At 65.5% G+C, this 14,784-nt stretch carries 15 protein-coding genes; 1 reads left to right on the top strand and 14 read right to left on the bottom strand.

Annotated features, from left to right (window positions below; all coding sequences use genetic code 11):
• Window positions 1-246: 246 nt before the first annotated feature.
• The 6 genes from ACIA76_RS13475 to ACIA76_RS13450 form a co-directional block, all read right to left on the bottom strand.
• Complete coding sequence (locus ACIA76_RS13475; RefSeq protein ID WP_397152069.1) at window positions 247-972, bottom strand: hypothetical protein; 726 nt, start codon at window positions 970-972, stop codon at window positions 247-249.
• A 39-nt stretch (window positions 973-1,011) separates the two neighbouring features.
• The gene (locus ACIA76_RS13470) at window positions 1,012-2,292 is read right to left on the bottom strand and encodes a hypothetical protein (protein WP_397152068.1); all 1,281 of its coding nucleotides are present in this window, start codon (window positions 2,290-2,292) and stop codon (window positions 1,012-1,014) included.
• 21 nt (window positions 2,293-2,313) lie between these two features.
• Entirely contained in the window at window positions 2,314-3,765 is a 1,452-nt protein-coding gene (locus ACIA76_RS13465; RefSeq protein ID WP_397152067.1) for a hypothetical protein, read from the bottom strand.
• Window positions 3,762-4,166 carry a hypothetical protein gene (locus ACIA76_RS13460; protein ID WP_397152065.1) on the bottom strand — a complete coding sequence of 135 codons (405 nt, stop codon included), beginning with the start codon at window positions 4,164-4,166 and terminating at the stop codon, window positions 3,762-3,764. Before ACIA76_RS13460 ends, ACIA76_RS13465 begins: the two co-directional genes overlap by 4 nt.
• Window positions 4,167-4,251: 85 nt before the next feature.
• Window positions 4,252-4,509 (bottom strand): hypothetical protein, encoded by a 258-nt coding sequence (locus ACIA76_RS13455; protein WP_397152062.1) that lies wholly within the window; start codon window positions 4,507-4,509, stop codon window positions 4,252-4,254.
• A gap of 27 nt (window positions 4,510-4,536) precedes the next feature.
• The gene (locus tag ACIA76_RS13450; protein WP_397152060.1) at window positions 4,537-5,340 is read right to left on the bottom strand and encodes an N-acetylmuramoyl-L-alanine amidase; all 804 of its coding nucleotides are present in this window, start codon (window positions 5,338-5,340) and stop codon (window positions 4,537-4,539) included.
• Window positions 5,341-5,482: 142 nt separating this feature from the next.
• Here ACIA76_RS13450 and ACIA76_RS13445 point away from each other — a divergent pair, with 142 nt between their 5' ends.
• The gene (locus ACIA76_RS13445) at window positions 5,483-6,082 is read left to right on the top strand and encodes a hypothetical protein (protein ID WP_397152058.1); all 600 of its coding nucleotides are present in this window, start codon (window positions 5,483-5,485) and stop codon (window positions 6,080-6,082) included.
• Window positions 6,083-6,103: 21 nt separating this feature from the next.
• Here ACIA76_RS13445 and ACIA76_RS13440 read toward each other — a convergent pair whose 3' ends face one another.
• The 8 genes from ACIA76_RS13440 to ACIA76_RS13405 are packed head-to-tail and all read right to left on the bottom strand — an operon-like array spanning window position 6,104 to window position 14,779.
• Window positions 6,104-7,672, bottom strand: coding sequence for a hypothetical protein (locus ACIA76_RS13440; RefSeq protein WP_397152056.1), 1,569 nt, complete (start codon window positions 7,670-7,672; stop codon window positions 6,104-6,106).
• Window positions 7,669-8,499, bottom strand: a complete 831-nt coding sequence (locus ACIA76_RS13435; protein WP_397152054.1) for a hypothetical protein — start codon at window positions 8,497-8,499, stop codon at window positions 7,669-7,671. Before ACIA76_RS13435 ends, ACIA76_RS13440 begins: the two co-directional genes overlap by 4 nt.
• A gap of 33 nt (window positions 8,500-8,532) precedes the next feature.
• Complete coding sequence (locus ACIA76_RS13430; protein ID WP_397152052.1) at window positions 8,533-12,150, bottom strand: phage tail tape measure protein; 3,618 nt, start codon at window positions 12,148-12,150, stop codon at window positions 8,533-8,535.
• A gap of 18 nt (window positions 12,151-12,168) precedes the next feature.
• A complete protein-coding gene (locus ACIA76_RS13425) occupies window positions 12,169-12,555 on the bottom strand; it encodes a hypothetical protein (RefSeq protein WP_397152050.1) in 387 nt (128 codons plus the stop codon).
• Between the two features lie 11 nt (window positions 12,556-12,566).
• A complete protein-coding gene (locus tag ACIA76_RS13420) occupies window positions 12,567-13,217 on the bottom strand; it encodes a hypothetical protein (RefSeq protein ID WP_397152048.1) in 651 nt (216 codons plus the stop codon).
• Between the two features lie 16 nt (window positions 13,218-13,233).
• A complete protein-coding gene (locus tag ACIA76_RS13415; RefSeq protein WP_397152046.1) occupies window positions 13,234-13,971 on the bottom strand; it encodes a phage tail tube protein in 738 nt (245 codons plus the stop codon).
• 29 nt (window positions 13,972-14,000) lie between these two features.
• Complete coding sequence (locus ACIA76_RS13410; protein WP_397152044.1) at window positions 14,001-14,441, bottom strand: minor capsid protein; 441 nt, start codon at window positions 14,439-14,441, stop codon at window positions 14,001-14,003.
• The gene (locus tag ACIA76_RS13405) at window positions 14,438-14,779 is read right to left on the bottom strand and encodes a hypothetical protein (RefSeq protein ID WP_397152042.1); all 342 of its coding nucleotides are present in this window, start codon (window positions 14,777-14,779) and stop codon (window positions 14,438-14,440) included. Before ACIA76_RS13405 ends, ACIA76_RS13410 begins: the two co-directional genes overlap by 4 nt.
• Window positions 14,780-14,784 lie beyond the last annotated feature (5 nt).

Below are 14,784 nucleotides of genomic sequence, written 5' to 3'. Positions count from 1 at the left end.
TTCGCAAAGACTTCTTCGAGAAGAACCGTTTGCGGTTCCGTCGGCCCCCTACGCGCACGAACCTGCCGCCGACATCAAGAGCGCTGTCGTTGAAGGGATCAGAACAAGGTGTCGCGGACGCGCAGTGGTCGGTAGCCGGTCGGCCCGAGCTGGGCCAGGGTCAGTCGTCGGCCCGTCGTGGCCAGGAACCGGCGCCGCTCTGCGGCTCAGTGTCGAGATGCCGAAATGCGGTGGCAGGCAATGTATTTAAACGACCGATTGGTTCTCTGGGAGCCGGGCCTCGAATCGGTCCAGGCCCGGCGAGTTGTACTGGCCTTGGAAGCTGGGGCAGTTGCCGCTGAATGCCACCTTGAACGCGCGGTGATCGGCGTCCATGTAGGTGACGTTGCTGTCGTCGAACCAGGAAGTGACCGTGGCGCCGGTGTCGAGCCGAATCAGAGTGAACGAGCGTCCCACTGCCTTGATTTCGAGGTCGACATTCATCGGTAGTGCCCCCACCGGGCCTTGCGGGGTGGTCGTTCCGCCGACACAGGTGTAGATCTGGGCTTTCAACGCTGTCCCGCCGAAGCAGACAACGCCGATCCAGTCCCGGTTGCTGTCGTCGTTCGTCGCGCGCAGGGCCACGACGGTGTCGTTGTTGTTCGCGGCGTTGTACGGGGTCGGGTTGGTCAGACGGAATCGGATTGCGACACCATCCTGGGGAGCCACGACGTCGGTAGGTCGGAACCAAACAGCCTCGCGCACAGGGCTGAAAGCGGCCGTTGTCGCACCTACCATCGCGTGCCCTTGTGCTACACGGCCTTTCGCCGCACCGGTCTGAGAAACTACTGTCCAGGCGGAGCCGATGCCGGTATTGGTGTCGGTGTCGAACTCGTCGACGAATCCGAACGGTGGCATCGAGGCGTACACCTTCGCCCATGCTGCACCGCTCCAGGTCCACACTTCCCTGATCTTCCGCTCGCCCGAGTTCAACGCCTTGATCTTCCGCGAGTCGACGTAGAGGGGCATCAGCTACTCCGGAATGCAGTAGAGGACACCGGAGATCGGTGTGCTCGGCAGTGACGCGACAACCTGGATCCCGTCTCCGCGCATCGCCGTCGTGGACGTCATGCCGATTGTCACCAGGGCTGCCTTGAGGCCCGTCACGTCGGAGATGTTGTGCGCGTGCACCTTCGGCGTGCGGGCATCCGATAGCCGCGGATCGTTCCCTTGCGCCACGGTGCCCGCTGTCGAGCCGAACAGTGACGCGACAGTCGATGCCACGCGCCCGGTGGTGAAATACCGGTTCGCTGTGCCCTCAGGCACTGCGTCGGTAGAGGGCAGCTGCGTCGCAGGCACCTTGCCGCTTTCGTCGAGCGACGCGTACCCGTTCGCGGATCCCCTTCGGGAGACGAGTTCGCGGGCGTCGATGGCGTCGCTGATCGGGCCCAATGACGCAAGTTTGGTCTGCGACAACGTGCCATCTGCGATGTGCGCGTTGGTGATGCCGTTCGGTGCGATGGACAGGGCACGGTCGGCGCTGAGGTCGCCGCCGCCGGACAGTCCGCCGACGGTAGTGATGGTACGGCTCGGACGTACGCCGCCAGCTGTCGCGTCTTGTGCGGCCTTTAGTGCGTCGGCCGCTGACTTCTCTGCGTCACTCGCCCTTGTGGTCGCGATATCGCGTGCTGCCACAGTCGCGTCACGGGCAGTGAGAGTGTCGGTTTTGGCGGTCTCGGCAGCGGCGCGGTCGGCAGCGGCGCCAGCGGCATTCGTCGCTGCGGCTTCTGCCTGCTGGGTGGCGGTGTCGCGTGACGCGTCAGCCGCGGCGCGTGCCGCGACAGCGTCGTCGCGCGCCGCGACGGCCACGTCACGTGCTGCGACGGTTGTTGCCGTGTTCGCGGCGACCTGTGCGGCGTCCTTGCTGATGTCGCGGACACCAACGACTGCCTTGACCGCTTCGTCGCGGGCAGCGCGAGCAGTGTCAGCGGCCTGCCACGCCTCGGAAACCACCGGAGGCGGCTGCGCTTCGAACTGGCCGAACAGCGGCGAGAGACGAACCGGCGTCGCGGACTGTGGAATGACGATGTCGCAGGGACGAGTCCAGCCGCCGAGCCGCAGCATGACTCTGGCGGGGCCAGGGTCGAGATCCGAGGTGGTGAGGTTCCCGCCGACGATCGCGACGCTGACCCGGTTCGGCGTGGTGACACCGTCACGGTCGACGTCCGGGCTCAGGGTGGGCCGCCATATCTCGCAGAGGCCGTCGACGGGCCCGTCCCCGAGATCGCTGAAATGGTCGAACAGGACGGTCATGAGGGACTCCTTAACGGGCGGCTATCCGAGGACGAACCAGGGAATCCATGGGCCCTGTTCGATATCGGATGCCGTGATGAAGTCAGGGATGGTGTCGAGGTTCTTCACGTAGCCGTAGATGTTGCGCGGGTACACGCCCGGCGGCTGCGCAGGCTGGCTCTGATGCACGCAGGCGAAGGGCCGGTTCGATGTGCCTGGCCTTGGCGAGATCTGGAGCACGCCGACGGCGAAGACGTCACCTTGCTTGGCCCTGATCGCGGGCATGGTGAGCCGGAATTGCGTACCGGCGGCAGTGATCTGGTTCTTGACGTCGCCGCTGTCCCAGATCTTCGAGAGATTGCCGGATCCAGAATCCATTTTGAACACGGCGACGGCGAACGCTTGTGGGTCGAAGCCCCAGCCGCCCCGGCCGGTGATCATGCCGACGGTGTTGTAGTCGCGGTCGCGGGTCGCGCGAATGAAACCCAGCTCGAGGACTCTGGTCTTGGGTAAGTAGTCCGGGGTCCCAATCTCGGAACCGACAGCGGGCGCGTTGTATCCGCCGGACACGACGGTCCAGGTGACCAACTGCGCGATTGGGAACGTGGGATCGTCGATGGCGTTGATGTTCTGCCACAGCGGGATATTGGTCGGGATGTCGCTGAAGTTCGGCTTGCCGTTCGCGGTCGTCTGCGCGTAGGTCGCGACGTTCTGGGCGTTGCGGGCGGTCTCCTGTGCCTCGTTGGCGGCGGTGTGGGTGGTGGCGAGATTGCCCATGCCCGAGCGGGCTACGAAGCTGGCCAGGCCCCACGAGTAGTTGGGGATGATGCCCTGGAAGCGGGTCTCTGAGGAGAATCCGACGGTGCGGTGAGTGGCGTCGACCGGGTAGCCGGAGGTGTCGGTGTGCTCGATCACGCTGGTGCGGTTGACGATCACCCGATAGGTGGTGCCTTCGGCGACCAGCTCGACCGTGTCGGATTCCTGCACGCCCTTGGCGTAGGTCTTCCAGACGGTGAACTTCCAGGTGTCGCCGCTGCGGGTGCCGCGCCCGAGCTGGATCGAACGCTTCCAGATGTTGGCGTAGACGAACTCGGTGAGGTCGGCGTTGGCGCGGACGAAAAGCGCTGTGGGGCAGCCGTCCATCACTCCGGCCGGATTGACGATCGAAGCAACCGAGTGGTTGTCCTCGCTCATCAGCTGCGGGCAGATGGCGTAGCGGATGCCAGTCGAGAAGCCGTGGTTGTCGAGGCGGGCGGCGAAGTCGATGATGCCGAGGCCTTGGCCCGTGCCGCCCTGAATCCAGCCGTTGCCCAGCATGTTCGACTCTTTGCGGTTGAAGTTGTCCACGTAGGACGCGCCGGTCGCGAGGCGAGATTCCAGCTGGGCGATGGCGGAACCGTGCGCGGAGGTGATGCCGAACAGGCTCTTGAGGAACGTGTCGACGAATCCGCCGAAGATCGGCATAACCTCGGGCGGCGGGATAAGACGCTTCACAGGGGCACCTCGTCGGCGATGAGTTGCGGTGGCGGGGGCGCGGATTCGCTGCCGGGCTGTGTGCGCGCCCATGCGAGGAGTTGGCGAATGTAGTCGACGGCGAGGCGGTAGCGGGCGCGCAGAGCGTCGATGACGCTGTGCAGTTCGCGGACCTCCTTGCGGAGGTTGTCGACGTCGTCGCGCAGCGGCTTGACGATGGACTCGAAGTCCGCGCGCTGAGCGTCGAGCAGCATCTTCAGGTGGTCGCCGTCGAGCCGCTTGCGTTCGATGTCGTCGTCGGCGGTGGCGTTGCGGGCCTCCACCCTGGTCTTGAGGCGGGCGGCATGCCAGACGCCCAATGCGCCCGCGAGAACGCCTGCCAGGGTGAGGATGTCGTTGATGTAGGGGGCGATGGTGCTCACCCGGCCTCCCATTCATGGGCAGGAACGGCGGAGGCCGCCTCCCGAAAAATCAGGGGCGGCCTCCGCGGCTGAGGTCGGTGACGGGTCAGGCTGGCGGTTCTGCGAGCAGCCACGGCGCGAAGCGGGCCAGCAGCTCGTTGACGGCGGGTAGCGCCATGACGCGGGTGATGCCCGCGCACGCGGCCAGAACGACCGCTACCGCGCCTGTGGCGGGGATACCGCCGGTGACCACGACGATGGGGATCAGGGTGGCCAGGGCAACAACGACCTGGAACACGGTGCGCACGGTCGCGCGCCACGGGTACGCGGTCTGCGACGGCGCGGGCAGGGAATGGTCACCCATACGGGGTCTCCTTCAGGGACGGGGTGATCAGGCGTCGAGCTTGCCGAGGATGGCGTCGAGCTTGGCGTCGAGGGCCTTGTCTCGTTCGTCCTTCTCGCGCCGCCAGCGGTCGAAAGACTCGACCTTCCTGTCGTTTTCGAGGACGTAGCCGACCAGCGAGTCGCGGTAGTCGGACTGGTGGCCGGTCTCGTCCTTGTAGCGGGACTGGAATCGGTAGCCGAGTTCCTTGGTGATCAGGTTGTACAGCTCGTCCTGCTTGGCCTCGGACAGTGCCATGAGGAAGCCTCCGTTTCGTTGTTCGATCTGCGCCTGGATGTCGGCGCGGAAGCGGTTCATGTCGAGCGCGCCGGGGTCCCACTTGCCTTGCTTGCGCCCCGCCCATTCCTTGTGCGCGATAACGCGATCCGCGCCGTAGCCGAGACGGCGACAGATCGCGGCGCACACCTTCACGTACGCCCAGTACTGTTGAGGTGACCAGCCTTCGGTGCCGTTGTTCGCAGCCTCGATGCCGATGGTGTAGAAGTTCGCGTTGTCCTCGGGCAGGCCCGGCCATTCACCCTGTCCGGCGTGCCAGGCAACGCCGACGCCACACAGGGTGGCCGTGCCGTCCTGGGCGAGATGAATTTGTGACAGCAGACCTTGCAATGCCGGTGTGCCGTACATGATTTCGGTCGCTGGGGTGCGCGAGCCGCCGGTGTGGTGGCAGATGACTCCCCAGATGTTCCGGAAGTCGCCCTCACCCCGCTCGCGCCATCTCGGCGATTCAACGACTTTCAGCCCTTCGGCGCGCAAAACGTCTGCAAGCCATAAGGGATCCCCGTTCCAACCCACTGTGGAACCTCCTTTTGATTGATTCATGGGGACACGTGCAAATTGGGGACTCAAGTCCCTCGCGCGCCAGATCCTGGGCATGCTCTAATTGGCCAGCCAGGAGAAGTCGGGGCCTTGCCTACGGCCTTCGAAGGGACTTGCTGTGCTGCACGCACTGGGTGGAGTTTTCGCGATCGTTTCGATTGCGATGTTCTTCGTCGCCGTGGTCGCGTTAATACGCGGGCGAATCAGCCTGCTGCACATCGGCTCTCGCCTCGCGGGAGTTGTTGTACTCGTCGCGTCGTTCGCGGTGTTCATTGCTGCCGGGTTGATGCTGGGGCCGAGCAAGTCGAGCACGCCGACCGCCGTGACGACCACCACCACGACTACGTCAACCTCCTCGACGAGCCGAGACGTCGCGCCGACCACGACGGCCCCGCCGACGCCGTTTACGCAGGCGACCACAACCGGAGCAACAACCACGACGATCGCGCCGTCGCCGACGACTAGCGACGCTCCTGAAGCTGCGCCAGTTGTTCTTTCGTGCAGTGATATCGGAGGCGTGTTCGTAGCGCACGGAACGGACGGGCGCGGCGACTGCATGTCAGCCGATCCCCGCCCTAAGTGTCACGTATCTCCTGCTGAACAAGATCCGAACTATGTGGCCGAGATGACGATGACGCCGCCATTCCCAACCGGCACTATCGACTACCCGTTCCTGCTCGATTCCGCCAGCAACAAGGACTGCTGGCACGTGCGTTGAGCTCTATCCCACCCGGTGGGATTAGCCGGTGCCGTTGGCGATGGCGCGCGACAGGCCGGCGAAGCCCTTCATGCGGTCGATGAGCTTTTCCCAGGCGTCCTTGACTTCGCCGTCGTCGCCGATGGTGATGAACTCGGTGCACTTCTCGTTTCGGGAGTCTTCGACCTCGACGGCGGAGATGTAGTCCTCGATGACCGTTCCCCGGTCGTAGAAGGTCATGATGTCGCCGACCGTGAAGCGGCGGCCGGAGCCGTCGTCTTCGCCGAAGGAGAATCCGCGCCCGTCTATGCCGCCTGCCTGGACTTCCAGCTTCAGCGACTCGCCGCCTCCTGCGGCCTTGAGCCCGGCCATGCCGATAGCGGGCCCGTCGAGCGAGTAGGCGGAGGTGTTGTCCACGAAGATCTCACCGAACGCGTGCGGGCCGAGGTCGGCCTTCAGCTTGTGGTCGTCGAACTTCTGGTAGGAGAAGAAGATGTCGTCGAAAAGGTCGCCGACGAGGATGTCACCGAGCGCTGCGCCGGGCAGCAGCCAGTTCAGCAGCGCCTTGATGGCTGCGTTCGCGGCCCACTCGACCACCTGGTTGACGAATTCCGGGGCCTTGCCGCCGACGATCGCGGTGTGCGCCTTCGGGTGGCTGACACCGCGCGTGTAGCTGGTAATGTGGCCGGAGTCAGTACGCCACTGCATCCAGCGGCGGTCACGCTTCTTGTGGGTGTCGAAGACGTATCCGGCCTTCTGCGCCTTGCCCCACTGGTCCGGGTCGGCCAGGCCGAGGATGTTGCCGGGGTTCATGAACCAGAAGAAGTTGTCTCCGGACAGGTCCAAGACGTTCTGCAGGCGTGCGAGGGTGTCGGTGTTGAACACCCACGGCGAGGGCCCGTCCTTCGGGGTCCACAAGTTGCACGACAGGCCGAGATCCGCGGAATCGACTGTCGTCTTGTACAGCTCGTCGAGCTGGGTGAACCGGGCCGAGATGATGCACAGGTCGGCGGTCAGATCGTCGATGGCGGCGAGGATGTCATCGAGGGTCTTGAGGTCCTTCAGCTGTGGCAGCTCGGGGATCTCGTAGCGGATCGGCAGCTTCATGTAGACCGGCTTCTGAAGCCGGATGACGTTCTTCGCGAGGAAGTACTTGAACACGAAGTCGGCCGGGCCGAACATGATGTCCTGCTTGCCCGTCGGTCCGATCTGGACCTCCGGCGGGAACGTCGTGTTGACCCACGCGAGGATCGTGAGCAGCCAGTACAGGTTCGAAACGCACGTGGCTGTGACGATCTCTTCGCCGGGCTTGCCCTCGATGGTCGCGGACATCACGCGGCCGTCCCAGGGGATCCCGTTGTAGTAGGTGCGGATCGGCACAACGTCACGCTTGCACTGCATCAGCCGGGCCGCGAGCGGGTGATCCGCGCGAACCTGAATCGTAGCGGTGCCGGGCACATTCCAGAACCAGCCGAACCGCACCTTGATGTACGGGCCGAGCGGGCGGGACTGGGTGTAGTCCTGATTGAAGACGGTGATGTCGAACGCGGGCGGCGTCTTGGTGTTCGGCCGCCACAACGGATTGGGTGGGGCGTACGTCGGGGCGCTCATGCGGCGGCCCGCTGATACTTCTGCGGTAGCCACACCGCGACGCGGCTATCGGCTGTGGTGGCGACGCCCTCAATATTCAGCGGCACAGTCGTTTTCCGAGGCACGCTCTGGTACCAAGCGACGTTGCCTGCCTTGCTCCACACGTCCTTGCCGGTCCAGTCCTTGATGTGCGGAAACTCCGGGTTCGTCTCGACCGTCCACGCCTCGTTGGGCTGAAGCCTGGGCAGCAGCACCTTTTCGGTGCCGACGCCGATCGAGAACGCACCGGGACCAGTGAGCCGCCAGAACGGCCACGTAGGAACGTCGCCGTCGTTGCGGATGCTCCGGCCTGCGAACTGGTCAGGAGCGAAGGCCGGCGGATTGACGGGCTTGCCGTTCCACCAGGATTCGTCGGAGACGAGGACCGCGTCCTCGGTGCACCAGCCGACGGTGTCCAGCAGCTCGTACGGCGGATCGGACATGGCCGTCTCCAGCCGCACGTACTGCCAGCGGTTGCCGCCGCCGGGCGAGATGACGTGCCATTCGGCGAGATTGGTTCCGTCGCCGAGGCTTTCGCGCCAGGTGCTCCACAGGTCGAACGCTTCTTCGCCGGGCTTCACGGGGCCGATGCGGACGGTGATGCTGATCGGGTTGATTTCTCGGTTGGTGCCTCGGTAGGTGGCACCGGCTTGGCGGGCGTTGGCCTGCCGGACATGAGCCATCGGCGCTCCGCCTATACCCAGGGGAGCCTGGGCGAGGCGGAGCGGGCATTCGGGGTCGCCGAAACGCCAGATGGTTCGAGGCTGTCCGGGATACTCGACGCCGCGCAGCTCGTAGCGAACTGCCATTGCAGCTTCCCGTCTAACGAAGAAGCTGGAGCCCTAGAGCCCCAGCTGAGTGATGTTGATGTTCGCGGTGCGTGCCCCGGAGTCGATGTCGACCGAAACCTCTACGGGGTTGGGTTTTTGGGCCGCTGCGACGATCTCGTCGAGTTTTGTGCCCAGCTCCTCCAGCTGGCCGTCCAGCCCGGGAATGGCCGTGTTGCTGGTGTCGAAGCCGACGAACCTGCCGTCCTCGTCCCAGCCGGACCGCAGCGCGAGCGCGCCGCCGACCAGGAAGCTGACCGCCCGGTAGGCGTCCTGAGCGACGCCGTTGAGCCCGCCGGACTTGCCGGGGGTTGACAACGGGATATCGCCCTGATCGCCTTGGGTGAGGACCGTCCACGAGCCGGTGTGCACGCCGCCGTCTCCGGAGCTGCCCACACCACCGAAACCGCCGTTGGCGTACGGGCTGAGGGAGAATCCGAACCGGTCGGCGACCTTGCGCAGGATGTCGGTGGAGCGTGCCCGCTTCGCGGCCGACAGCGGGATGTACGCCTCGCCGCCGGTCTCGGGCTCAGCCCACACCCGCATGTCGCCGCCCTTGGCAATCTGCGCGACGTGATTCTCTGAACCGTTGGCGAAGAACCGTGCCGAGAAGCTGGCCAGTGGTGTCCGCTCGGTTGTCTTGCCGCCCAGGGAATCCGGCCAGTTCGTGACGTAGACACGGGTGCCGTCGGTGGCGGTCACGCTGGCATCGGTTGGTGTGCTCGCCGCGGGCGAGGCGCTGCCGTCCGCGCCGGTCAGCGTGGATGGGACGCCCGCGGCTGTGCCTGCGTCGCCGCCCAACGGGAAGAAGGCGTGATCGGTGAACATCGGATCGTCCGCTCCGACCTTGCCGCCGATGACGACGCCCTGGTTGCCGTTGGACTCGAAATTCGTTCCGTCAGGGAAGGTTCCGGCCGTGTGACCGCCCGCCGCGCCCTGCGTGGTCCAGCCGAGCCGCAGAGTTCCCGCGGCGCCTTTGCCCAGCTGTGCGCCGAGATTGGTCAGCCATGCGCCCTCGGACCCAGTCGACATGCGCGAGTCGTAGGCGTAGCGGCCCATCGCCTTGTTGACGACCGCCGAGACCAAGCCCGAGCAGTCGATGCCGTCAGGACCGAATCCGCCCAGCGCATACGGTGTTCCGGCCATCGTGTTCGCGTACGCGGTGGCACCGGCCAGCCCGTTCTGGCCGACCGTTCCGACCGTGATTCCGCCGTCGGCAAACCGGAGCAGATCGTAGCCGAACCGCTTCGCCACGTCGGAGAGGATGTTCATCGAGCGGGATCGCTTCGACTGTGCGAGCGGGATGAACGCTTCGCCGCCGGTTTCCGGCTCCGCCCACTGCACCAATCGGCCTGTGGCGGGCTTGATTTCAGCGGTGTCGGGCAGCTTGCCGTCCGCATACCGATCGAGGTCGACGCCTCCTGCGGCGCGGTTCGTGCCGTCGGGCATTGTGATCGGGCCCTGCACGAGACCGTCGCTTGGGTCGAGGCCGACATTCCGCGTTGCCTGCACGCGGACGTCGCGGATCTCGTTCGTCGTGTATGTGGTGATCTTGCGGTCGCTGTTATGCGCGATGAATTGGTCGAGGACCTTCTGCGCCTGGTCGGTCTGCGCGACGATGGTTGATGTGCCGTCTGGCAGGTTCTCGACTTTGAAGCCGAACGCTTCCAGGTTGCGCTTCGCCTCATCGGTCAGCGCGGTGACCGTGACCGTGCGGCCGTCAGGGATGTCCGAGATCGCGCCACCGAGCAGACGAGTCATTTCCGCTGCGCCGGAAGCCTGTTCGCCTGCCGAACGGACCGACTCGCGTATCGAATCAATGGATGGCTTGGCCGGGTCGAGCTTGTCGGCGAGCGCGCGTGCGCGATCCGCGGCTTGGTCCATCTGCTGGCCGTACCACTGGGCTGCGTTGCCGCCGCCCTCGATGGCCTCGCCGACACCCCTCATGCCTGGAATGTGCTTGATGATGCCGCCCAGCTTGGACGAGAACCCGCCCAGCACATCCAGCGCCTTGCCCATCGAATCGCCGATGCCCTCTTGCAGGGTCGCGAACATGCGCAGCGCACCCGAGCCGAAAGTGATCAGCCCGTCCAGGCAGGCAAGCCCGGCGTCAGCCAGGTGCGTGAAGAACGAGATGATCTCCGGCCTGTGGACCGAGACCCAGTCGGCGGCCTGCTGCAAGGTCGGCCCGAACGCCTCGGCGATGGAGAACTTCACATCATCCATCGCGGAGGTAATGGAATTCTTGGCGGCCTCGAATCGGTGCGCGGTGGTGTCGCCGATTGTCTGCGTTGCCTTGTCAGCGGCGCCAGCGACATCCCCGAACTGTTGGACAGCGGTATCGAGGTTCAGCGCGAACGCCGCACCCTGGATGTCCTCGAACTTGGTTCCGAACAGCGCGAGGGCAGCGTTGTAGCGGTCCTGTGGGTCCTCAAGCTTCTGGAGCCCGCGGAGCAGCTGCGCCATCATGTCGCGTGCTGCCTCGCCGCCGGAAGCCATGGCCTTCTGCGCATCCGCGGCGGAGACGCCTAGCTTGTCGAAGCCTGCTGCGCCTTCCGCGGTTCCGTCGGTGACGCGGAGTTTGAACTCTTTGAGGCTGTCGATGACGACGTCGGTATCGCGGGCACCGGCCTTCACGCCCTGCGCGACGAGCGCCCACCCTTCCGCACCGACCAGTCCCAGCGCGCGAAGTTCGGTCGAGTATTCGTCGAACGAATCGAGCAGATCGTGTGAAACGTTCAGTTGGTTCTGCTGGGCCCTGACCAACAGGTCGAAGGCTTCTGTGCCGTCCTTGGCGATGCCGTTCTTGATGGCCTGACCGGCGGACCGGGCGACGCTCGGAATGTCCTCCCCCAGAAGGTCGGAGACGACGGTCAGCTTTTCGATCACCGGCTGCATCTGTCCGGCGGTTTCGGTGCCGTTGAGCAAGCCAGATTCGATCGCTGCCTGCGCAGCTTCCATATTGGTGGTGACCGACTCGCCCCAGCCGGTCGAGAACGCATCACCAGCCGCGGTGCCGATGACGGTCATGGTTTCGTCTGACACACCGAGACGAGCCTGGATGAGGGCGGCGTCCTTCTCCATCTGCATCCCGTCGGCAATAGCGCCAGCCAGCACGGCACCGGCCGCGACACCGACGCCCGCGACACCGACCAGCGCCATGGCAATGGGGCCGCCCTTGCCGCCGAGGCCTTGGAGCTTGCCCGCAAACCCGCCGACGAACGAGTCACCCATCGATGAGCCAGCCGATGCCATACCGGAGGCGCGCTCACCCAGCCTGCCCAGCGCGTCGGAAGCGCGAGACGCCGACTGTGCCAGGCCGGCAGGAAGGTCGATGCGGCGAGTTGCGTTGGCGGCCTGCCCCGCGGATCGTTCGATGCGGTCGACGTCGCGGGCAGCGTTCTGCGCGGCGTCGCCGACACGCTGGACGTCACGGGCAGCGTTGCGGGCACCGAGCCCGCCTCGTTCGATGCCGGAGCCGGTATTGCTGAAGCTGCGGTCGACCTGACCGGCGGCCCGTTCGGCAGCGCTACGGAGGCCTGTGAAGCCCTGCTCAGCGCGGTTGAGGGTGCGCTGGAAGCGGGAGTCGTCAAGGGAGAGTTCGGCATAGATGCCGCCGACCCGTGTTTCCATGTGCGGCTCCGTTCAAAGTTATTCGACGCGACTGGCTTCCGCCTCGTCATCGGCCGTGGAGGAGTCGAGAACCGCTTGGATGTCGACAAAGTCGGCGAGCTGGGCGAACTGCCAGTTGACGCGGCCCAGGCTGGGGCTGCCGCCGAAATGCAGCAACGCGGTGCGGCCTGCGTGCATCGCCATCGTGTCGGGCACGCCGTTACGTGCCATTTCTTCGCGGGCCGGGCCCAGGATTTTACGGATTTCCTCGTATTCCTGTGCGGCGGAGAGTGTTTCGTCGAGAATGAGCAGTCGCAGCCGGTCGGCCTCGCTGATGCCGGGGCTCTTGATTTTGTAGATGACGCCGCCGATCGGCAGCGAGAGGTCCGGGTCGTAGAACTCGGAGAGGTCGCGCAGCGCGGCCATAGGTGTAGTCCTCACACGGTAGGGGGAAGGATTGCGCGGTGTAGCCGTGTGCCGGGCGTGCTGGCGAGGTCACGGATCCGCACCTCGAGCCAGCGCCACGGACGTTCGTGCAGCACACCGGAATTGACGTCTACTCCGAATATGGAGTGCATGTCGAGTTCGATCTCGCTCCAGCACGCCAGCACCTCACTCCATGTGAGGGTGGGGGCGGTGGCGTTGATCGGAGCCAGCTCCGGCGGGTTGAACCAGGCGCGCAGGCCGGTTGCCGGGTCGATCGGGCCTCCGCCGGGATCGTCCGCGCCGAGGTAGCCCGGCGCTGAATCATCCACGGCAATACCAGGTTCGCTGTCGCCGTTGGGGTCGATCTCCCCGTTCCAGAACGCCGCCGCGGCATCCGGGCTCTTGCCGAAATGCAGCAGTGCGGCACGCCCGGCCAGCGCGACGACGGTCGAGTCTGCCCCGAGTTGATCGAGTTCGTCCCATGCGTCCCCGAGCAGCCGTCGCACCTCGCCGCGCTCCACTTCGGGGGTGAGCGCGTCGAGGTCGGCGAGGAGCTTGCGCAACCGCAGCCCGTCCCACGCGGAAGGGGCGCCGATGCGTACTTGGTGGTCGCGCACCGGCAGATACAGGGCCGGGTCGAAGAACTCGTCGAATTCCTGCACGATGCGTGCCTCTCTGTTAGGCGACGGTGACGGTGCTGCCGGGCGGAGTCAGGCTGGAGCCCGACGCTGTCACGGTCGTCGCGGTGCCGGGCAAGCCGACGGTGTAGGGGCCGCCCGTGCTTCCGGTCACTTCGGCCTTGCCCGCGCCGACAGTCGACAGCGCCTCCAGCGCGGTCTTCACGGCAGCCGCAGTCGCGTTGTACGCGATACCGGTCGACGTCTGGCCGTCCACGGTGACGGTGAAGGTGCCGCCGGTCGAGGTCGGCAGGGTGATGGTCTTCGTGGTCGGCGCGATCGGCTTGGTGATCTTCTTGAGCTGGCCCTTACCGGTCAAGGAGCACGTGAAGCCGTACAGACCCTCCTTGTCCTCGGCAGCGGAGACCCACTTGACGGCGAAGTAGCCTTCCTTGGCCTCGTCGATCCCGTCGGTGCGCCAGTAGCGGACGTGCGCGGTGTTCGCGGCACCGATTTCCTCGCCGTGCAGGCGCAGCTTCTCTTGCCCGGGATCGGCGATGAAGCCAGCCGCGAGGTTGCCCTTCCTCAGACCGGCGATTTCCAGGTTCTCGCCGATAGCGGTCGCGATCTGCGACTTGCGACCGTTGGAGTGGATATCGCCGTCGTCCTGCAAGGTGATGTCGTTGGACGGCGACACCTTGTTCAGGCCCATGACGAACACCCACTCGGGGGTGGCCTTTTCGGTGCCGTAGTTGATGTCGATCTGGACGGCGTAGTCGCGGGCGAGCGCGGTCGACATACCCGCAGAGTTCGGAGCCTGGAGAGTAGTCACGGGGTCGTGCCTCCTGGGTTGAGGGTGAAAACGTAGGAGTCGGCGCGCTCGTAGCGGCCATTGGAATCGGGGATTGTGAGCCCGCGAACCTTCCTGCGGCACAGCAGCACTCGCACGCCACCAGAGAAGGTCAGGTGTGTTTGGTCGTGCAGTATGCGGCTGGCGGCGTCGGCGGTGAGGTCGACGGTGCGCGGGTCTTTCCCGGCGGTGCGCCAGCGGAGCTGGACGTAGAGGTCCGGGTTGTGGTCGTCGCGGTCGAACTGCTCGTCGTACACGGTGATCGCCAGTGCCGCTTCCGGTTTCGCGGGCAGCAGGTTGAAGAACACTGCCGGGATATCGCCGTCGGGGTATGTGCCGACCGGCTGGTAGCGGGCCATACCGGCGCTGTGGAGGTAGCGGGCCAGGGCATCGACGAACCGGCCGGTGTCGGTGCTCATGACCCGAGCCGCCGGGTAATGGCCGCTCGTGCAATGGCTTCCAGCTCGTGACCGAACTGGTTGAGCGGCTTCTCCAAGTATTTCGCGGTGCGGCCGTTCGCGTGCCGGAGACTCAGGTCCTCATGCTGGCGCGTCGCGTACGGCGTGGAATAACCCACGCGCGCTTTGCCGTCACGGACTTCAGCGGTTCCGGAGTTCTGGAGGGTGCCCTCTTCGATCGGGACGAGCGCGTTCGCCTGCGCGAGTAAAATTTCCGCCGCCTCGAACAGTCCGGCTTCCAGGCCCTCGCGGGCAGCGGCCGAAACCTGCTCGCCGTCCCATCGCATCGACAGTGCCATCGCGC

The sequence above is a fragment of the Nocardia sp. NPDC051570 genome (assembly GCF_044454005.1).
GTDB lineage: Bacteria > Actinomycetota > Actinomycetes > Mycobacteriales > Mycobacteriaceae > Nocardia.
This window is presented reverse-complemented; position numbering and strand designations above follow the sequence as displayed.